We start from the raw sequence: 19,005 nt of genomic DNA on the forward strand, positions 1-19,005 counted from the left end.
GGCTGGCATGATCCGGCCATGGCCACCCCCGCCCAGTGGGTCGCGGGCGCGCGACCTCGCACGCTGCCCGCCGCCGTCGCCCCCGTCCTCGCCGGCACCGCCGTCGCGCTCTGGGAGCACCAGTCGGTGTGGTGGAAGGCGCTGCTGGCGCTGGCGGTCTCGCTGCTGCTCCAGGTGGGCGTCAACTACGCCAACGACTACTCCGACGGCATCCGCGGCACCGACGCCGACCGGGTCGGCCCGATGCGGCTGGTGGGCAGCGGCGCGGCGACCCCGTCGCAGGTCAAGCGGGCCGCGTTCGCGGCGCTCGGGGCCGCCGGTCTCGTCGGCCTCGTACTGGCCGCGACGACCGCCTGGTGGCTGGTCGGGGTCGGCCTGCTCTGCCTGCTGGCCGCGTGGTTCTACACCGGTGGCTCCAAGCCCTACGGCTACCTCGGCCTCGGCGAGGTGATGGTGTTCGTCTTCTTCGGGCTGGTCGCGGTGGTCGGGACGGCGTACGTCCAGACGGAGTCCTTCGAGCTCGCCGCCCTGTACGCCGCCGTCGGGGTCGGCGCCTACGCCTGCGCGATCCTGGTGGCCAACAACCTGCGCGACATCCCCACCGACGTCGAGGCCGGCAAGCGCACTCTCGCGGTCGTCCTCGGCGACCAGCGCACCCGGATCTTCTACGCCCTGCTGGTCGGCGTGGCCGTGGTCGCGCTGGTGGGCGTCGCGCTCGGCACCACCTGGTGGGTCCTGCTCGGCCTGGCCGCGGCGCCGGCCACCGTGCGCGGCCTCCGCCTGGTGCTGGGGCACGGTCTGGACGGCGCCCGCGGGCCCGCCCTGGTGCCCGTGCTGCAGCTGACGGGCGTGGCCGAGCTGCTCTACGCCGCCGGCATCCTGGTCGGCGTGGTCGTCGGCCTGCTGGGCTGACCCGGGTCGGCGTACGAAGGCCCCTCACCGGCCGGGTGGGAGGATGACGCCATGTGGCTCCTCGTCCTCGTCGTGATCATCGCCGGCTGCGCCCTGGCCTACCGCCACCGCGTGGCGCTGCTGGCCAAGGTGCTGGGTCAGTCCGAGACCCGGGTGCGCCGCCAGCTCAACCAGCGCAAGCGCTGACCTCGGCCCGCGGACCCGCTGGCCTCGTCCCGCGCGCCGCGCCCTAGTCGACGTCCTCGCGCGCCTTGCGCTCCTCGAACCGGGCCGTGGCGCGCTCGGCACGTGCCTGCACGACCTCGGCGAACCGGTTGCGGTAGGTCGCGAGGTACTTGAACGACAGCAGCGAGGACAGCACGATCGCGGCCAGGAAGGGCCACAGCAGCGCCCCGGTGTGGCCGAAGACCAGCAGGTACAGCCCGCCCAGCACGGCGTAGCAGAGCACGAAGAGCCCCAGCCGGAGCACGGTGTAGATCACGAACGGCTTCACCCCGCGACGATAGTGGCCCGCTCCACGAGGGCTCCAACCGGCCGCCGCCTATCCTGGCGGCATGTTCCGCTTCGTGGTCTTCCTGGCGCTCTTCGCGGCGGTGGTCTACGCGTTCTTCTGGCTGATCGAGCGACGCAACGGCGCCGGCGGTCCCGGTGACGGCCCCGGCGGTCCCGGCGGCGGTGGCTCCGGCCCCCGCGGCCCGATGGGCCCCGACGACGACGAGGACTTCCTCCGCGAGCTCGACCGCCGTCGCCGCCGCCCCCGCACCGAGCCCCCCGAGCCCACCTGACGTCGTACCGCCTGCCCGGCGGCTGACGGGGTCGGCTGACGGGGTCGGCTGCTCGGCTTGTAAATCGGGGTTGGAGACGCTCCACGAGGCGTGTGGCGGCCCGGGACCGTCCACGACCCTCGCCATGCCAGACCGTACGCCGACCCCGGGGTGAGGCCGAGACGTCGACGCGTCGAGCGCTGATGGACCGTCCGACCGCGTGGGCGTGCAGCTCAGAAGGGGTCCGCGCGGCCTGGACGGGTGCCGGTCCTCGCGTCGACCGGACTCCCGGTCCATCTGGGTCCGCGCTCGAGGCGGTCCGGCGTCGCGAGCAGCCACGTCGGCCCCGATGCGCGCCGCGGCGGCCAGCCCCCTGGGCCCGCCTCACAACAGCCACCTTGGACAGGCTCGTGGACGGTTCCGGGACGGCGTACGCCGTGTGGAGCGTCTCTAACTCCGATTCACAAGCGCGGACCCGGCCCCCCCGGCCCTGGCCCCCGGGGTCAGTTCAGGGTGCGGACGACGGCGGTGGGCTCGGGGGCGGCGTAGGAGTGCATGCTGCCGCTGCCGAAGAAGAAGTTGATGCCGATGAAGTTGAACCACAGGGTCAGCAGGCCGACGATCGCGACGACCGCGGCGGAGCGGCCCTTCCAGCCCGAGGTGGCGCGGGCGTGGAGGTACGCCGCGTAGACGACCCAGGTGATGAACGCCCAGACCTCCTTGGGGTCCCAACCCCAGTAGCGACCCCAGGCGTAGTGCGCCCAGATCGGCCCGGCGATGAGGGCCGCGAAGGTCCAGATCGGGAAGGCGAAGGCGTGGGTGCGGTAGGCCACCCGGTCGAGGACCTTGAGCTCGGGCAGGCGGGCCAGGTAGCCGCGCGAGGTGGCCGCGGGGTCGCCCGCGTGCTTCTCCTCCCACCGCGACTTGACCAGGTAGAGCGCCGAGGTCATCCCGCCCAGGGTGAAGGCACCGGTGGCGATGATCGCGGCGATCACGTGGATCACCAGCCACGGCGACTGCAGCGCGTCGCGCAGCGGCACGACCGGGGTGTAGAGCACCAGCACGTCGACCATCAGCACGACCACCACGAAGCTGGTGACCACGGGCGAGAGCCACGACAGGGAGTAGCGCTTGTAGAGCGCCAGGTAGCCCACGACGACGACCAGGGTGCCGGTCAGGGTGAACTCGTACATGTTGCCCCAGGGCACGCGCACCGGGTCGGCGGCCAGGCCGCGGCTCACGACCGCCATGAGCTGGAGCAGCGCCGCGACGCAGGTCAGGGCGACGCCGATGCGGCCCATCAGGGCCATCCGCTCCGAGGGCGCGTCGGGGTCCTCGTCGACCTCGGGTCGGGAGGGGGTGCCGACGTCGGCGCGGGAGGGGGCGCCGGCGGTCACCGGGACCCGCTCCTCGGACCGGGCCGCGACCGAGGAGCGGTCGACGGCGGGCTCCACCCGGCGCGCGGCGGCCCACTGGGCCAGGTGCGCCAGCACGGCGAGGAAGTAGACGACGCCGCAGGCCGCGACGGCCTGGTTGCTCAGCAGCTCGAACTGGTCGTGACTCACGTGGGCTCTCCGCGGGGGGTCGGGGCCGGTCCGGGGCCGTGGGGGCCGTCCGGGTCGGCGGAGGGGGCCGGGTCGGTGGGGGTGTCGGACCGGTCGGCGTCGGGGACCGGGGTCAGACCCAGGGACTCGACGATCTCGGCGAGCTCGCCGGTGAGGTCACCACCGGCGCTGCGGTCGAGACCGGCCACGTCCACGAGCGTACGCCCGCCCTCGCGACGCGCACGGACCCACAGCCGCCGGGGCCGGATGAACAGCGAGCCGAGCAGACCGGCCAGGGCCAGCACCACGCCCACCAGCGCGATCTTCTGGCCCGGGGTGTGGCTGACCTGCAGCTTCACGTAGCGGCTGACGCCGTCGAAGGTGACGCTCCCGAGCTTGTCGGGCAGCTGCTTGGTGGTGCCGAGCGACATGTCCAGCCGCAGCGGCTTGCCGTCGGGCTTGGTGAGGTTCTTCATGCCGCTCTTGTCCAGCGCGTAGACCGACTGCGGCTTGCCGTCGTCGAGACCGAGGTTGCCGGCGTACGCCAGCATCGACAGGGCGGGGTTCTTGTCGTCGGGGAAGGCCGAGAAGGGGCCGCTGGCGTTGGTGAAGGCGTACGTCGGGTAGAACTCGCCCTCGAGCCCGATCTGGGTGTGCTTCCCGCCGGGCTGGCTGGGGTCGGTCACCTTGACCACGCCGAAGGACCGGAAGCTGCTGTCCTCGGGCAGGAAGACCACCGGTCCCGAGAACGCGGTCGACCCGTCGCTGTTGCGCACCGTGATGTGCGGGGCGTACCCGTGGCTGAGCAGGAACACCTGGGTGTCGCCGACGGTCAGCGGGTGGTTGACCGAGATCTTCTGCCGCTCCGCCGGGGCGCTGGGCGAGGAGTGGTAGGTCAGGTCGGCGACGAACTCGTGCGCCATCCCCTGCTCGCGACCGGAGGTGATGAACTGCACGGTGAAGTCGTTGACGGTGAAGTCGAAGGGCTCCAGGGTGCGCGGCTGGAACAGCGAGCCCGCGCGGAAGTCGTCGTACTGGCTCAGGGTGTTGGCGAAGCCGTCCCCGGTCACCACGATGACCCCGCCCTTGTAGCCCCACAGCCCGCCGACCGCGAAGCCGACCAGCACGATCAGCACCGAGAGGTGGAAGAGCAGGTTGCCGGCCTCGCGCAGGTAGCCGCGCTCGGACGCGACGGAGTCGGGCGCGGAGCCCTCGTCGCGCGCCCGCACCCGGAAGCGGCGCTTGCGCAGCACGGCCCGGGCCCGCTCGAGGACCTCCTCGGGGGAGTCGGAGGTCTCCAGCCGCTGGTGGACCGGCAGCCGGTCGAGGCGGCGCGGGGCCCGCGGCGGAGCAGCGCGTACGCCGCGTGCGTAGACCCGCAGGCGGGGCACGATGCAGCCCACCAGCGAGACCATCAGCAGCAGGTAGATCGCGCTGAACCACACCGAGTCGTAGACCGAGAACAGGCCCAGCCGGTCGTAGATCGGGGTCAGCTGCGGGTGCTGCTCGCGCCACCGCGACGCGCGCACCGAGTCCACGGCCGTCTGCGGGATGACCGAGCCGGGCACGGCCGCCAGGGCGAGCAGGAAGAGCAGCAGCAGGGCCGTGCGCATCGAGGTCAGCTGGCGCCACGTCCAGCGCAGCAGCTCCAGCGGCCGCAGGGCCGGTGCCGCGTCGGAGGCGTCGCGCCCGTCGCGGCCGTCGGCCCGGGGACGGTCGCCGCCGGTCGGGTCCTCCGGCGACGGTTCGGCCTCGCGCGGGGGCCGCGTGCCGGTGGACATCAGATGACACCTGTCGTGAACTCGGGGAAGAACCAGGTCCGGACCCAGCCGACCGCGACGTCCCACCACCCGGTCACGAGCAGCAGACCGACGGCGATCAGCATCAGCCCGCCCAGCGCGGTGACCCAGCGCTGGTGGCGTCGCACCCAGCGGATCGTCCCCAGCATCCTCCGGTAGGCCAAGGCCGCGGCGATGAAGGGCAGTCCCAGGCCCAGGCAGTAGACGAAGGTCAGGAGGGCCCCGCGTCCGGCGCTGGCCTGGTTGGTCGCCAGGGAGATGACCGCGCCGAGGGTCGGCCCGATGCACGGGGTCCACCCCAGGCCGAACAGCACGCCCAGCAGCGGCGCGGCGGCCAGGCCGACGCTGGGGACCTTGTGCACGCGCACGTCGCGCTGGAGCCACGGCACCACGCCCAGGAAGACGATCCCGAGCAGGATCGTGAACGACCCCAGCACCACGGTGATCTCGCGCTGGTAGTCGAACAGCCACTTCCCCACGGCACCGAGCAGCACGCCGTAGGAGACGAAGACGAACGAGAAGCCGAGCACGAACAGCAGCGACCCGGTGAACATCCGGCCGCGCCTGGCGTCGGCCAGGTCGGCGCCCGAGAGGCCGGTGGCGTAGGAGAGGTAGCCGGGCAGCAGCGGCACCACGCACGGCGAGAAGAACGAGACCAGCCCGGCCAGCAGCGCCACCGGGATCGCGAGGACCATCGACCCGTCCAGCGCGGTGGACTGGAACCAGCCGCCGATCGAGAGGCCGACGAGCTCGCCGGTCACCCCGCCGATCACTTGGCCACGTCCTGCACCACGTCGACCAGCGTCTGCGTCGAGGGCAGCTCGCCCAGGATGCTGGCCGCGACCCGGCCCTGGCGGTCCAGGACCACGGTCGAGGGGATGGCGCTGGGGTTCAGCGTCCCGGCGAAGGCCAGCAGGTTGCGCCCCGAGGGGTCGTAGAGCGAGGGGTAGGGCACGCCGTAGCGGCGCTGGTAGGCCAGGCCCTGCTGCGGGCTGGCGTCCTTGGTGTCGATGCCCAGGAACACCACGCCCGAGGCGCTGAGCTGCTTCGCCGCGGCGGCCAGCTGCGGCGCCTCCTTGCGGCACGGCGGGCACCAGGAGCCCCAGACGTTGAGCACGACCACCTTCCCGGCGTACGCCGACAGGGAGATCCGCTTGCCCTCGAGGGTCGTGCCCGAGACCGCGCCGGGCGTCTTGCGCTCGGCCACGGGGAGCCGGGTCACGATGCCGGCGTTGTCGACGTACCCCTTGTCGCCGGTGCTCGGGGAGCTGCCGCAGCCGGCCAGCCCCAGGGCACCGGTCAGCAGCAGGCCCAGGGCCAGCAGGACGCGCAGGACAGGACGCACGATCAGGACCTGGCCTCGGCCTGACCGCCCGAGGAGAACGGCTTGTGGCGGTCGGCGACGGGGATCAGGTCGCCGGCGGGCTCGGAGAAGCTCACGGTGACCAGGCGGTCGTCGTCGAAGGTGAAGGAGGTGAGGCTGCACAGCGTGCACGAGCGCTTGCGCGGGTCGTGCAGGAAGCTGCGGCCCTCGGCGCGGAGCCGGGTGATCCAGATCGGCAGCTGGTGGGAGACGACCACGGCCTCGTGGCCCCGCGCGGCGTCGCGGGCGTCGGTCACCGCGGGCCACATCCGGGCCACGACGGCCTTGTAGGGCTCGCCCCACGACGGCTTGAAGGGGTTGCGCAGCAGCGGCCACACGTCGGGCCGCTTCAGGATCGACTCGCGCAGGTCGAAGGGGCGGCCCTCGAAGGCGTTGCCGGACTCGATCACGCGCTCGTCCAGCTGCACGCTCAGGCCACGGACCGCCGCCAGCGGCGAGGCGGTCTCCTGCGCCCGCTCCAGCGGGGAGGAGACCAGGTGCACGATGTCGCGGTCGCCGATGCGCTCCGCGACCCGGTCGGCCATGGCGCGGCCGCGCTCGGAGAGGTGGTAGCCGCTGGCGCGGCCGTAGAGGACACCCTGCGGGTTGTGCACTTCTCCGTGACGCAGCAGGTGGACGGTCGTCTTCACGAAGAGGTGCTCCCAGTGTCGGGGTCGGCGGGCGAGGGGGTGCTCAGGTGGGCGGCGGCGGCCTCGGCCGCGGCCGGCAGGGCGTCGAGCACGTGCTGGACCGCCCGGTCGTCGTGGGCCGCGGAGAGGAACCACGACTCGTAGGCGCTCGGCGGCAGGTAGACCCCCCGGGCGAGCAGCGCATGGAAGAAGGCGCGGTAGGCCCCGGTGTCCTGGCGGGAGGCCTCGGCGAAGTCGCGCACCGGCCCCTCGACGCCGAGGAAGACGCTGAACATGCTGCCCTGGTGCTGCACCGTGTGCGGCACGCCGGCCCGCGCCAGGGCCTCGCTCGCGGCACCGGAGAGGGTCCGCGCGGCGGCCTCGATGCCGGCGTACACCTCGTCGGTGGCCAGGCGCAGCGTGGCCAGCCCGGCCGTGGTCGCGACCGGGTTCCCCGAGAGCGTGCCGGCCTGGTAGACGGGGCCCTCCGGGGAGAGCATCGACATCACGTCGGCCCGACCCCCGAACGCCGCGGCCGGGAAGCCGCCGCCCATCACCTTGCCGAAGGTGACCAGGTCGGGGGTCCACCCCTCGACGGCGCCGTCGCGGCCCCACTGGCCGCTGCGCGAGACCCGGAAGCCGGTCATCACCTCGTCGGAGACGAACAGCGCACCGTGCTCGCGGCAGGTCCGCGCCAGGAACTCGTTGAAGCCGGGCTCCGGCGGGACCACGCCCATGTTGCCCGGGGAGGCCTCGGTGACCAGGCACGCGATCTCGGCGCCGCGCTCGGCGAAGAGCGCGCTCACCGCCGCGCGGTCGTTGAAGGGCAGCACCACGGTCGCCTCGGTCGACGCGGCCGGAACGCCGGGGGTGCCGGGCACGGCGTGGGTGGCGAGACCCGAGCCGGCCTCGGCCAGCAGCGAGTCGACGTGGCCGTGGTAGCAGCCGGCGAACTTCACCACGACGTCGCGACCGGTGAAGCCGCGCGCGAGCCGGATCGCCGACATCGTCGCCTCGGTGCCGGAGGAGACGAAGCGGACCTTCTCCACCGAGGTGCGCCCCACGATCTCCTCGGCGAGCTCGACCTCCGGCCGCGTCGGGGTGCCGTACGACGTCCCGCGGGCGACCGCCTCGAGCACCGCGGCCTGGACCTCGGGGTGGGCGTGCCCGAGCAGGAGCGGGCCCCACGAGCAGATCAGGTCGACGTACTCGTTGCCGTCGACGTCGGTCAGCCACGCACCGCGGCCCGACGCCATGAAGCGCGGGGTGCCGCCGACGGCGTTGAAGGCACGCACGGGGCTGTTGACCCCGCCGGGGGTCACCCGGTGGGCACGCTCGAACCAGTCGGCCGACGAAGCGGCGGACTGGGCAGCGGACGGGGCAGCCGAGGGGGCCGCGCTTCCCGGGCTGGAGGGGTCGGGCACGGAGGAGGACACGACCCCATTGTCGCCTGCCCACCACACGGGCGACGAACCCGCCCGTGGGACGCCCCTCCCGCAGTGCCTGAATTGTTGGTAAACCGTTCTCCAGGACGGTGAACAGTCGTAGCCTGCGCGGGAGCGTGCACGGCCGCGGCACCCGGATCGGGTCGACTTCCGCGCCCCGCACGTGCGACCGGTCGTGATGACGGTCACACTGGGGGTTTGGGCGTCACCCGCCACGGGCATCGTCGTTGGAGTGTTCGCTGCGCTCGGGAGGCGCGCATCACACTTTGTACTCACTGGGGAGAGAGCACGCATGAGCACCACGTCGTTGTCACGCAAGGCCAAGGCTGGCGCCCTGGTCCCGCTCGCGGTCCTGTCGGGGGTGTACACCGCCAGCCTGCTGAGCACGAGCGCCACGGCGGTCAACACCAGTGCCACCCCGCGCAACCTCCCGGACGGCACCACGGTGCCCACCAAGGCGATCGAGGCCCCGGCCAGCGTGCCGGTCCCCGGCCTCACCGCCCCGGCCGTCCCCCAGGGGGCCGCCGACGCCGTCGTGTCCGGCGCCTCCACCAACGGCATCCCGGCGCCGGCCCTGTCGGCCTACCAGCGCGCGGCGCAGATCATCGACGCCGCCGACAAGTCGTGCAACATCCCGTGGGAGCTGATCGCGGCGATCGGCCGCGTCGAGAGCGACCACGGCCGCTACAACGGCAACACGATCGACAGCAAGGGTTTCAGCCGCCCCGGCATCTACGGGATCCCGCTCAACGGCAAGAACGGCACCCAGGCCATCCGCGACACCGACGGCGGCCAGCTCGACAAGGACCCGGTCTTCGACCGCGCGGTCGGGCCGATGCAGTTCATCCCCTCCACCTGGCAGGTCGTCAAAGTCGACGCCGACGGCGACGGTCAGCGCAACCCCCAGGACATGAACGACGCGGCCCTGGCGACCGCCGTCTACCTCTGCTCCGGCACCGACAACCTCGGCACCCGCAAGGGCCAGGAGGCGTCGGTCCTGCGCTACAACCACAGCCAGGACTACGTGAACCTCGTGCTGCGGATCATGGAGGCCTACTCCTCCGGCGACTACAGCGCCGTCCCCTCGGGCACCCAGGGCGGCACGTCGTTCTCCACCGGCGGCTACTCCACGGCCATCTCGCGCTCCTACCAGCAGGCCGCCGCGGCCCAGAAGGCCCGCGCCAAGGCCGCCAAGGCCCGTCAGCAGCGCGGCTCGGGTTCCGGCTCCTCGTCGAGCGGCGTGACCGGCGGCACGAGCGGCGGCTCGGTCCCCTCGTCGGCGCCGACCTCGTCCTCCCCCACCGGCGGCTCGGTGGGCGGGACCGTGGGTGGTGTCACCAAGAAGGCGGGCGACGCCGTCACCAAGACCGGCGGTGCCGTCGGTGGCACGATCGACAAGGCCGGCAGCAGCAGCGGGACCGGCACCGTCACTGCCCCGGTCAGCAAGACCGTCAAGTGCCTGACCCAGGTGGGCGGCAAGACGGTCGCGACGCTCAACCCGCTTCAGCTCGTCGACTTCAACAAGTGCATGGCGAGCTGACCCGAAGCCCGGACGCAACAAGACCCCCGGCCGGTGGCCGGGGGTCTTGTCGTCTCGTGAGCGGTACGCCTCAGGCGCGGAGCAGGGCCGCGGCGTCCATCGCCCAGTAGGACAGGATCACGTCGGCTCCGGCACGGCGGATCGAGGTCAGGACCTCCATCATCGCGGTGTCGCGGTCGATCCAGCCCTGGGCGGCGGCGGCCTCGACCATGGAGTACTCCCCCGAGATGTTGTACGCCGCCACCGGCACGTCGACGTCCTCGCGCACGGCGCGGATCACGTCGAGGTAGGCCAGGGCCGGCTTGACCATCACCAGGTCGGCGCCCTCGGCGACGTCCAGGCGGGCCTCGCGGACGCCCTCGCGCACGTTGGGCGGGTCCTGCTGGTAGGTCTTGCGGTCACCGGTGAGCGAGGAGTTCGCCGCCTCGCGGAAGGGGCCGTAGAACGCGGAGGCGTACTTCGCGGAGTAGGCCAGGATGCCCACGCCACCGTGCTCCTCGGCGTCCAGCGCACGGCGGATCACCCCGACCTGGCCGTCCATCATGCCGCTGGGGGCGACCAGGTCGACGCCCGCGGCCGCGTGCGCCAGCGCCATCTGGCCGTAGATCTCCAGCGTGCGGTCGTTGTCGACCCACCCGTCGGGGTCCAGCACGCCGCAGTGGCCGTGGTCGGTGAACTCGTCGAGGCACAGGTCGGACATCACGCTGAGCCCGTCGCCCACCTCGGCCACCACGTCGGTGATGGCCACGTTGAGGATCCCCAGGGGGTCCAGGGCGCCGGAGCCGACCGCGTCCTTGGTCTCGGGCAGGCCGAACAGCATCACCCCGCCCAGCCCGGCCTCGGCCGCCTCCGCGGCCGCGCGCTTGAGCGAGTCACGGCTGTGCTGCACGACGCCGGGCATGCTCGAGATCTCGCGCGGCTCGTCCAGGCCCTCGGCCACGAAGAGGGGCAGCACCAGCTGGGAGGGCCGCAGCGCGGTCTCCGCCACCATCCGCCTCAGCGCCGCGGTGCGACGCAGGCGGCGGGGGCGGACGACCGGGAAGCCGGGCTCGGCCGGGCTCACGTCGAGCTGGCCCGACGACGGCTGGCCGGACGGCGCTCCGACGGCTTGGTGACCGGCTGGCCGGACTCCACCAGGGAGGCCCGGCGCGCGGCGCCGAAGTCGGCCAGCGCGTCGGAGAGGTCCTCCACCGAGGGGTTCGGGGCCATCACGTCGACCCGCAGGCCGTGCTCCTCGGCGGTCTTGGCCGTGGCCGGCCCGATCACCGCGATGATCGTCGAGGCGTGCGGCTTGCCGGCGATGCCGACCAGGTTGCGCACCGTCGAGGACGAGGTGAAGACCACGGCGTCGAACTTGCCGGTCTTGATCGCCTCGCGCACCGGCGCCGGCGGCGGGGCCGCCCGCACGGTCCGGTAGGCCGTGACGTCGTCGACCTCCCAGCCCAGGTCGACCAGGCCCGCCACGAGGGTCTCGGTGGCGATGTCGGCGCGGGGCAGGAAGACCCGGTTGATGGGGTCCAGGAGGTCGTCGTACGGCGGCCAGTCCTCGACCAGGCCACGGGCCGACTGCTCACCGGTCGGCACGAGGTCGGCGTTGAGGCCCCACTCTCGCAGGGTCGCGGAGGTCTTCTCCCCGACGGCCGCGATCTTGAGGCCGGAGAAGGCACGGGCGTCGAGGCCGTACTCCTCGAACTTCTCGCGCACCGCGCGCACCGCGTTGACCGAGGTGAACGCGATCCACTCGTAGCGGCCCTCGACCAGGCCGCGCACGGCCTTGTCCATCTGCTGGGGGTTGCGGGGGGGCTCCACCGAGATGGTGGGCACCTCCTCGGAGATCGCGCCGAAGCCGCGCAGGCGCGAGGACAGCGTGCCGGCCTGCTCCTTGGTGCGCGGCACCAGGACGCGCCAGCCGAACAGCGGCTTGGTCTCGAACCACGAGAGCGTCTCGCGCAGGTCGACGACCGCGCCGACCACGACCACGGCGGGCGGCGTGACACCGGCCGAGCGGGCGGCGGCGCCGACCTCGCCCAGCGTCGAGACCAGGGTCTCCTGGGTCGTCAGCGTGCCGGTGCTGGTCATCGCGACCGGGGTGCTGGCCGGGCGGCCCGCGGCGACGAGCTCGGCGGCGATCTCGTCGATCAGGCCGACCGCGGAGAGGAGCACGAGCGTCTCGTGACCGGCGTACGCCGACCAGTCGACCTTGCCGTCGCGACAGCTCACGACCGCGACCTCGCGGTGGTTCTTGGTGGTCAGCGGGATGCCGGCGTACGCCGGGACGGCGTTGACCGAGGACACGCCGGGGACGATCTCGAAGCCGACGCCGGCCTTGGCGCAGGCCTGGGCCTCCTCGGGCCCGGAGGCGTAGAGGAACGGGTCGCCGGCCATCAGCCGCACGACGCGCTTGCCGGTCTTGGCCTGCTTGACCACCACCTTGGCGCGGGCGGCGTGGGTCAGCGGCTGGCCGTCCTCGCCGAAGCCGCCGTCCACGAGGAGCGGCCCGGGGACCTCGGTCTCGACCTCGGTCTCGCCCTCCACCGCCTCGACGGGCTCGGGCAGGCCGAGGACGCGCCGCACGAGGCCGGCGTGGCCGGGGACCTCGGTGACGACGATGTCGGCCTCGCGCAGGAGCTCGACGGCGCGCACCGTCAGCAGACCGGGGTCACCCGGGCCGCTGCCGACGAAGGACACCCACCGGACGGGACGCGGAGCGGTGCCCGTGCTCGCAGGAGTGCTGGTCGTGTTCTGGTTGGTCACAATCGCCTTCTTGCTGCTTCGGGGGCTGACTCTGTGGTGCTGGTGGTGCTCGTGCTGGGGGTGGTGCCGGGGAGCGGCGGGAGGCCGTCGCGGGGGTCGCCGAGCAGGTCGGAGGCCCCCTCGGCGATCATCTCGGCGGCCAGGGCGCGGCCGAGGGCCTCAGGGTCCTCGAGGGGCCCGCTGGCGGAGCGGCGCACGGACAGGGCGCCGTCGAGGGACAGGGCGACGGCCCGGATCCAGAGCTCCTCGCCGTCCTCGCCCTCGGCCACCTCGGCCAGGGCGCCGACGGGCGCGGAGCAGCCGGCCTCGAGCTCGGCCAGGACGACGCGCTCGGCCACGACGCACGCGCGGGTGCGGCGGTCGTCGAGCGCGTCGCGGACGGCCTCGAGGACCGGGTCACCGGTGCGGCACTCGACCGCCAGGGCGCCCTGGCCCGGGGCGGGCAGGACCTGGAGCGGGTCGAGCACCTCGGTGGCGTGGTCGGCGCGGCCCAGGCGGGCCAGGCCGGCGCGGGCGAGGAGGACGGCGTCGAGGGCGTCGGGCTGCTCCGGCGTACGCCGTCCGACCCTGGCGATGCGCGAGTCGACGTTGCCGCGCACGCCGACCAGCTCCACGCCGAGGCCGAGGGCCAGGACCTGGGCGACCCGACGCGGCGAGCCGGTGCCGACGCGCGACCCGACGGGCAGCTCGCCCAGGGTCAGGCCGTCGCGGGCGACGACCACGTCGCGCGGGTCCTCGCGGGTGGGCACGGCCGCCAGGCTGATCCCCTCGGCGGGGGTCGTGGGCAGGTCCTTGAGCGAGTGCACGGCGACGTCGACCTCGCCGCGCAGCAGCGCGTCGCGCAGGGCGCTCACGAAGACGCCGGTGCCGCCCATCTGGGCCAGCGGGGCCGAGGAGACGTCGCCCTCGGTGCGGATCAGGACCAGCTCGGTCGGGCGCCCCGTCGCCGCGGTCAGCGCGTCGGCGACCAGGCCGCTCTGGGTGCGGGCGAGCAGGGACGCGCGGGTGCCGACCCGGATCGGGGCGTCGGCGTCGTGCCCGGTCCCGGTGCTCTGCAGCGTGGGTGTGGTCACGAGACGCCCTCCACCCGGGTCACGGCCTGCACGGCCTCGGGGTCGAGCGCGAACAGCTCGGCCAGCGCCGCGGCGTAGGACACCGCGCCCGACTCGTTGGCCAGCTGCTTGACCCGCACGGTGGGCTGGTGGAGCAGCTTCTCGGCGACCCGGCGGATGGTCTTCTCGACCTCGGCGCGGCTGGCGTCGTCGAGCTGCGGCAGCCGGCTCCCCAGGCGGGCGAGCTCGGCGTCGACGACCCCGGTGGCCATCGTGCGCAGGGCCACGACGGTGGGGGTGACGCTCTGGCTGCGGCGGGCGGTGAGGAACGCGGCCAGCTCCTGGCTCACGATCGTGCGCACGCCCTCGACGTCGGCGCCCCCGGGGGCGTCCTCGAGCTCGGCGGCCAGGGTGTCCAGCGCGACGAGGTGGACGCCGTCGAGGTCACCGACCGCGGGGTCGACGTCGCGGGGCAGGGCCAGGTCCACGATCGCGAGCGGCGCGGGGTCGGCGCGCAGGGCGCGACGCGCGGCGATCTGCTCGGGGCCGATCAGGGTCGCGGCGGACCCGGTGCACGAGACGAGGACGTCGACGGGGCCGACGTGGTCGGCCAGGTCCTCCAGCGCGATCGCGTGGGCGCCGTGCTGGGCGGCGAGGCGCTGGGCGCGCTCGGGGGTGCGGTTGGCCACGGTGATCGAGGCGGCGCCCGCCCGGTGGGCCGTGGCGACGGTCAGCCCGGCCATCGAGCCGGCCCCGACGACCAGCACGTGCTTGCCCGCCATCGGACCGACGTGGTCAGCGGCGCGGTCCAGGGCGGCCGAGACCAGGCTGGGGGCGACCCGGTCGATGTCGGTCTCGGCGTGGGAGCGCTTGCCGACCCGCAGGGCCTGCTGGAACAGGACGTTGAGGGCCGGACCGACGGTGCCCTGCTCCTGGCCCACGCGCAGGGCCTCGCGGGTCTGCCCCAGGATCTGGGCCTCCCCGAGCACCATCGAGTCCAGCCCGGCCGCGACGTGGAACAGGTGGGAGACGGCGCCGTCGTCGTAGTGCACGTAGAGGTGCTCCAGGACGTCCTCGGGCGCGTCGCCCAGCCGCTCGCCGAGCATCCGCGAGATCGCCTCGACGCTGCCGTGGAAGCGGTCGACGTCGGCGTACACCTCGGTGCGGTTGCAGGTGGAGACCACGGTCGCCTCGGTGACGTGGTCGACGTCGGTCACCTGGCGGATCAGCTTGGTCACGCCGTCGGCGTCGAGCGCGACGCGCTCCAGCACCGGGACGGGCGCGGTCTTGTGGGAGATCCCCACGACCAGGACGCTCATCGGGCACCTCCCAGGCCGGCTGCGGGCTCGAGGGCCTCGTCCGAGGGGTCCGGGAGGTCGGTCGGTACGGCGTCGGCCGGCACGGCGTCGCTCGGCAGGGCGGGCACCAGGGCGGCCACGTCGTCGCCGGAGGACTTGCGCTGCTCGTGGTAGGCCAGGATCTGCAGCTCGCTGGACAGGTCGACCGGGCGCACGTCGACGCCCTCGGGGACGATCAGGATCGTCGGTGCGAAGTTCAAGATGCTGCGGATGCCGACCGCGACCATCCGGTCGGCCACCGACTGGGCCGCCACGGCGGGCGTCGCGATCACGCCGATGCCGACCCCGTGCTCGGCCACGACCTCCTCGAGGTCGTCGAAGCCGCGCACCTCGACCCCGGCCACGACCTGGCCCTGACGCGCCGGGTCGGCGTCGAGGAGGGCCACGGTGCGGAAGCCGCGGGAGGAGAAACCGGAGTAGTTGGCCAGGGCGTGCCCCAGGTTGCCGATCCCGACCACGACCACGGGCCAGTCCTGGGTCAGGCCGATCTCGCGGGAGATCTGGTAGCGCAGGTAGGAGACGTCGTAGCCCACGCCCCGGGTGCCGTAGGAGCCGAGGTGGGAGAGGTCCTTGCGCAGCTTGGCGGAGTTGACGCCGGCCGCGGTCGCCAGCTCCAGGCTCGAGCACGTCGTCGTGCCGGCCTCGGCCATGGTGTTGAGGGCCCGGAGGTAGACCGGGAGACGGGCGACCGTCGCCTCGGGGATGCGGGCACTGCTCACTGTTCTGACACTCTCCACAGGTGGACAACCTTCGTCACTGTAGGAGTTTGTGAACTCGCGAACAAATGCGTGTGGACCCGGGGCTAGCACATGTGGGATGTCTCACGACACCGGGGGCATCCCCCGGCCGTCGGGGCGCCCGTGCACGAGGGCGGTCAGGGGGCGGGGCGCTCCAGCGCGCGACGCAGCCGGGCCTCGTCCACCCGCCAGAAGTCGTGCTGGCGACCGTCCACCATCGTGACCGGGATCTGCTCGCCGTAGGCCCGCACCAGCTCCTCCGAGGTGGTCACGTCGACCTCGTCGAAGGCCTCGCCGGTGGCGGCGCAGACCCGCTCCACCACGGCCCGGGCGTCGTCGCACAGGTGGCAGCCGGGGCGGGAGTACAGCCTGATGCGGGGGGTCGCCCCCTGCTGGTCCTCGCGGTCCTCGTGGTCCGTCATCGCCGCGACGCCTAGGCCAGCTCGTCGAGGGCGCGACGACGCTCGGCCGCCCGCAGGCGACCCTTCTGCACCTTGCCCGTGGCGGTGCGCGGCAGCTCCTCGACCACGTGGACCACCGAGGGCTGCTTGAAGCCGGCGAGCCGCTGCGCGCAGTGACGGCGTACGACGTCGGGGAGCGCGTCGCTGGACCCGGCGGCCGTCGGGCGCACGAACGCGACCACGGCCTCGCCGGTCTCGAGGTCCTCGATGCCCACCACGGCGACCTCGGCGACCTCGGAGAGCTCGGCGATCACGTGCTCGACCTCGATGGGGTAGACGTTGAAGCCCGACACGACCACGACGTCCTTGACCCGGTCGACCAGGAACAGGTCGCCGTCGGGGTCCAGGAAGCCGACGTCGCCGGTGCGCCACCAGCCCTCGGGGTCGGGGCCCTCCTGCCCGTCGGGCCAGTAGCCGGAGAACAGGTTGGCTCCGCGGACCTCGATCTCGCCCGGGTCGCCGTCGGCGGGGGCGCGACCGGACTCGTCGCGCACGCGGACCTCGACCCCGGGCAGGGGGCGACCCACCGAGCGGCGGTCGGGGTCGGCGCTGCCCATGGTGCTGGTGACCACGGGCGCGGCCTCGGTCAGGCCGTAGCCCTGGTGGACCGCGACGGTGGTGCGGGCCGTGAAGGCGTCGCGCACCTCGGGCGACAGCGGCGCGGACCCGCTCAGGACCAGCCGCACGGGGCCGAGGTGGTCCTCGAGCCCGGCCACGCGGAGCCAGTAGGCCACGACGACCGGGGCCACGGGCACCACCGAGACGGCCTCGTCCTCGATGATGTCCAGCGAGCCCTCGGGCTCGAAGTGGTCCACGAGCACCAGCCGGGCGTGCTGGCGCACGACCTGGCCCAGGACGGCGTTGAGGCCGTAGACGTGGGCCAGCGGCATGATGCCGAGCACGACGTCCTGGCCCGTCATGAGCGGCGGGCGGACCGCGGCGATCTGCTCGGTGTTGGCCAGCAGCGCGCGGTGGGTCAGCATCGCGCCGCGCGGGCGGCCCGAGGTGCCGCTGGTGTAGAGCAGGACCGCCAGGGCCTCGGGATCCGGGCGCACGGGGCCGGGACGCCCCTCGGCGGCGACCAGGTGGTCCCAGCTGCGCTCGCCGGGCTCCAGGGTGGTGCCGACGGTCACGACCCGCGGCTGGGCGGAGCGTCCGCGACCGGAGGCCTCCAGGGCCTCCCCGAGACCGCGCACCGCGGCGCGCACGGCCGAGACGGTCGCCCCGTCGGTGAGCACCATCCGGGCGCCGGAGTCGGCCAGGACGCGGATCAGCTCACCGGTGGGGCTGCGGGGGCTGACGGGCACGACGACCAGTCCGGCCCGCAGCGCGCCGTAGTAGGCGGCCACGAACTCGATGGAGTTGCCGGTCGCCAGCACGACGCGGTAGCCGGCCACCATCCCGGCCTCGCCCAGCCCCCGCACCACGCGCTCGGCCAGGTCGTCGAGGGCACGCCAGGTCACCGTCCGGCCGGTGGCGGCCTCCGAGAGGGCGATCCGGTCCGGCTCCTCGCGCGCCGCCCGGCTGAGCAGCTCCGCGACGTTGGACTCCACGCGGGGATCCTCCCACACCGGCACCGCCCGGCCGGTCCACCAGGTCGGCCCACCAGGTCGATCCACCCCGTCGATCCGGCCGTCGATCCAGCCGGCCGACCCGGCGCACCTCCTCGCCGCCGTCACGACCGACGGACCGCGGATCCCGGCCGACCCTCGCCGCCTACCCCTACCCTGGTCCGCGTGACCCCACCGCCACCCGGCCCGTCCGGCTCCCGGCCGCCCAACCTGCGCCGGCGCTCGCAGCTGGCCGGCGAGGCGGCGGCCGCGATCGCCGAGGTGGAGAGCGCGCTGGCGATCGACCCCGACCTGCGCGCCGCGGCGTTCTTCGACGTGGACAACACGATCATGCAGGGCGCCTCGATCTTCCACCTCGCCCGCGGCCTGCACCGCCGCGAGTTCTTCACCACCCGCGACATCCTGGACGCCGCGTGGAAGCAGGCCTACTTCCGCGTCGTCGGCGTCGAGGACCCCGAGCACGTCGCCGAGGCCCGCAGCTCGGCGCTCTCCTTCATCGCCGGGCACACGGTCCAAGAGCTGGAGTCCCTCGGCGAGGAGATCTTCGACGAGTCGATGGCCCACCGGATCTGGCCCGGCACCCGCGCGCTGGCCCAGCTGCACCTCGACCAGGGCCAGCGGGTGTGGTTGGTGACCGCCGCCCCGATCGAGATCGCCACGATCATCGCCCGACGCCTCGGGCTCACCGGGGCGCTGGGCACCGTGGCCGAGCACGAGGGCGGCGTCTACACCGGGCGTCTGGTCGGGGAGATGCTGCACGGCTCGGCCAAGGCGGTCGCGGTGCGCGAGCTCGCCGACCGCTTCGGGCTCGACCTGGCGGCCTGCTCGGCGTACTCCGACTCCTACAACGACCTGCCGATGCTCAACGAGGTCGGCGACCCGTGCGCCATCAACCCCGACGCGCGGCTGCGCGAGCACGCCAAGGCGCAGGGCTGGCGGATCCGCGACTACCGCACCGGCCGCAAGGCCGCCCGGGCCGGCGCGATGGCGGCCGCGCTGGCCGGGGCCGTCGCCGGCTCCATCGCGGCGGGCGCCGCGATCCGTCGCAAGGTCGGCTGACCCGCCCGTCGACCGAC

General features: G+C 73.7%; 19 protein-coding genes. 5 read left to right on the forward strand and 14 right to left on the reverse strand.

The window, feature by feature from the left end; translation table 11 throughout:
- Positions 1–18: 18 nt before the first annotated feature.
- On the forward strand, positions 19–912 hold the full coding sequence (locus ACYVDA_RS10330; RefSeq protein ID WP_460817967.1) for a 1,4-dihydroxy-2-naphthoate polyprenyltransferase: 894 nt from the start codon (positions 19–21) through the stop codon (positions 910–912).
- Between the two features lie 51 nt (positions 913–963).
- Positions 964–1,098, forward strand: coding sequence for a hypothetical protein (locus ACYVDA_RS10335; protein WP_460817969.1), 135 nt, complete (start codon positions 964–966; stop codon positions 1,096–1,098).
- A gap of 43 nt (positions 1,099–1,141) precedes the next feature.
- Here the strand turns inward: ACYVDA_RS10335 and ACYVDA_RS10340 are convergent, their stop codons facing one another.
- On the reverse strand, positions 1,142–1,405 hold the full coding sequence (locus tag ACYVDA_RS10340) for a DUF4229 domain-containing protein (protein WP_460817971.1): 264 nt from the start codon (positions 1,403–1,405) through the stop codon (positions 1,142–1,144).
- 61 nt (positions 1,406–1,466) lie between these two features.
- On the opposite strand from ACYVDA_RS10340, the gene ACYVDA_RS10345 reads away from it, so the two are divergent.
- Positions 1,467–1,697, forward strand: a complete 231-nt coding sequence (locus tag ACYVDA_RS10345) for a hypothetical protein (protein ID WP_460817972.1) — start codon at positions 1,467–1,469, stop codon at positions 1,695–1,697.
- 482 nt (positions 1,698–2,179) lie between these two features.
- Here ACYVDA_RS10345 and ccsB read toward each other — a convergent pair whose 3' ends face one another.
- From ccsB to hemL, 6 genes are all read right to left on the reverse strand, one after another.
- The gene (gene ccsB / locus ACYVDA_RS10350) at positions 2,180–3,241 is read right to left on the reverse strand and encodes a c-type cytochrome biogenesis protein CcsB (RefSeq protein ID WP_460817973.1); all 1,062 of its coding nucleotides are present in this window, start codon (positions 3,239–3,241) and stop codon (positions 2,180–2,182) included.
- Positions 3,238–5,001, reverse strand: a complete 1,764-nt coding sequence (resB, locus tag ACYVDA_RS10355; RefSeq protein ID WP_460817974.1) for a cytochrome c biogenesis protein ResB — start codon at positions 4,999–5,001, stop codon at positions 3,238–3,240. Before resB ends, ccsB begins: the two co-directional genes overlap by 4 nt.
- Positions 5,001–5,714 (reverse strand): cytochrome c biogenesis CcdA family protein, encoded by a 714-nt coding sequence (locus tag ACYVDA_RS10360; protein WP_460818170.1) that lies wholly within the window; start codon positions 5,712–5,714, stop codon positions 5,001–5,003. The genes resB and ACYVDA_RS10360 overlap by 1 nt, the downstream gene beginning before the upstream one ends.
- Positions 5,715–5,788: 74 nt before the next feature.
- On the reverse strand, positions 5,789–6,364 hold the full coding sequence (locus ACYVDA_RS10365; RefSeq protein ID WP_460817975.1) for a TlpA disulfide reductase family protein: 576 nt from the start codon (positions 6,362–6,364) through the stop codon (positions 5,789–5,791).
- Between the two features lie 2 nt (positions 6,365–6,366).
- Positions 6,367–7,032 carry a histidine phosphatase family protein gene (locus ACYVDA_RS10370; RefSeq protein ID WP_460817976.1) on the reverse strand — a complete coding sequence of 222 codons (666 nt, stop codon included), beginning with the start codon at positions 7,030–7,032 and terminating at the stop codon, positions 6,367–6,369.
- On the reverse strand, positions 7,029–8,447 hold the full coding sequence (gene hemL / locus ACYVDA_RS10375; protein WP_460817978.1) for a glutamate-1-semialdehyde 2,1-aminomutase: 1,419 nt from the start codon (positions 8,445–8,447) through the stop codon (positions 7,029–7,031). The genes ACYVDA_RS10370 and hemL overlap by 4 nt, the downstream gene beginning before the upstream one ends.
- A gap of 301 nt (positions 8,448–8,748) precedes the next feature.
- Here hemL and ACYVDA_RS10380 point away from each other — a divergent pair, with 301 nt between their 5' ends.
- Entirely contained in the window at positions 8,749–9,996 is a 1,248-nt protein-coding gene (locus ACYVDA_RS10380) for a lytic transglycosylase domain-containing protein (RefSeq protein ID WP_460817981.1), read from the forward strand.
- Positions 9,997–10,066: 70 nt separating this feature from the next.
- Here the strand turns inward: ACYVDA_RS10380 and hemB are convergent, their stop codons facing one another.
- The 7 genes from hemB to ACYVDA_RS10415 form a co-directional block, all read right to left on the reverse strand.
- Positions 10,067–11,059: a porphobilinogen synthase gene (hemB, locus tag ACYVDA_RS10385; RefSeq protein ID WP_460817983.1), complete on the reverse strand. Its 993-nt coding sequence runs from the start codon at positions 11,057–11,059 to the stop codon at positions 10,067–10,069.
- Complete coding sequence (locus ACYVDA_RS10390) at positions 11,056–12,750, reverse strand: bifunctional uroporphyrinogen-III C-methyltransferase/uroporphyrinogen-III synthase (RefSeq protein WP_460817985.1); 1,695 nt, start codon at positions 12,748–12,750, stop codon at positions 11,056–11,058. Before ACYVDA_RS10390 ends, hemB begins: the two co-directional genes overlap by 4 nt.
- Positions 12,747–13,823 (reverse strand): hydroxymethylbilane synthase, encoded by a 1,077-nt coding sequence (gene hemC / locus ACYVDA_RS10395; RefSeq protein ID WP_460817986.1) that lies wholly within the window; start codon positions 13,821–13,823, stop codon positions 12,747–12,749. The genes ACYVDA_RS10390 and hemC overlap by 4 nt, the downstream gene beginning before the upstream one ends.
- Positions 13,820–15,121 carry a glutamyl-tRNA reductase gene (locus ACYVDA_RS10400; RefSeq protein ID WP_460817987.1) on the reverse strand — a complete coding sequence of 434 codons (1,302 nt, stop codon included), beginning with the start codon at positions 15,119–15,121 and terminating at the stop codon, positions 13,820–13,822. Before ACYVDA_RS10400 ends, hemC begins: the two co-directional genes overlap by 4 nt.
- Positions 15,118–15,897 (reverse strand): redox-sensing transcriptional repressor Rex, encoded by a 780-nt coding sequence (locus tag ACYVDA_RS10405; RefSeq protein ID WP_460817989.1) that lies wholly within the window; start codon positions 15,895–15,897, stop codon positions 15,118–15,120. The genes ACYVDA_RS10400 and ACYVDA_RS10405 overlap by 4 nt, the downstream gene beginning before the upstream one ends.
- Positions 15,898–16,034: 137 nt before the next feature.
- Complete coding sequence (locus ACYVDA_RS10410) at positions 16,035–16,319, reverse strand: glutaredoxin family protein (protein ID WP_460817991.1); 285 nt, start codon at positions 16,317–16,319, stop codon at positions 16,035–16,037.
- 11 nt (positions 16,320–16,330) lie between these two features.
- Positions 16,331–17,911, reverse strand: a complete 1,581-nt coding sequence (locus ACYVDA_RS10415) for a class I adenylate-forming enzyme family protein (RefSeq protein ID WP_460817993.1) — start codon at positions 17,909–17,911, stop codon at positions 16,331–16,333.
- Positions 17,912–18,094: 183 nt separating this feature from the next.
- Here ACYVDA_RS10415 and ACYVDA_RS10420 point away from each other — a divergent pair, with 183 nt between their 5' ends.
- On the forward strand, positions 18,095–18,988 hold the full coding sequence (locus ACYVDA_RS10420) for an HAD family hydrolase (protein WP_460817995.1): 894 nt from the start codon (positions 18,095–18,097) through the stop codon (positions 18,986–18,988).
- Positions 18,989–19,005 lie beyond the last annotated feature (17 nt).

It is taken from the genome of Nocardioides korecus, from assembly GCF_054778395.1.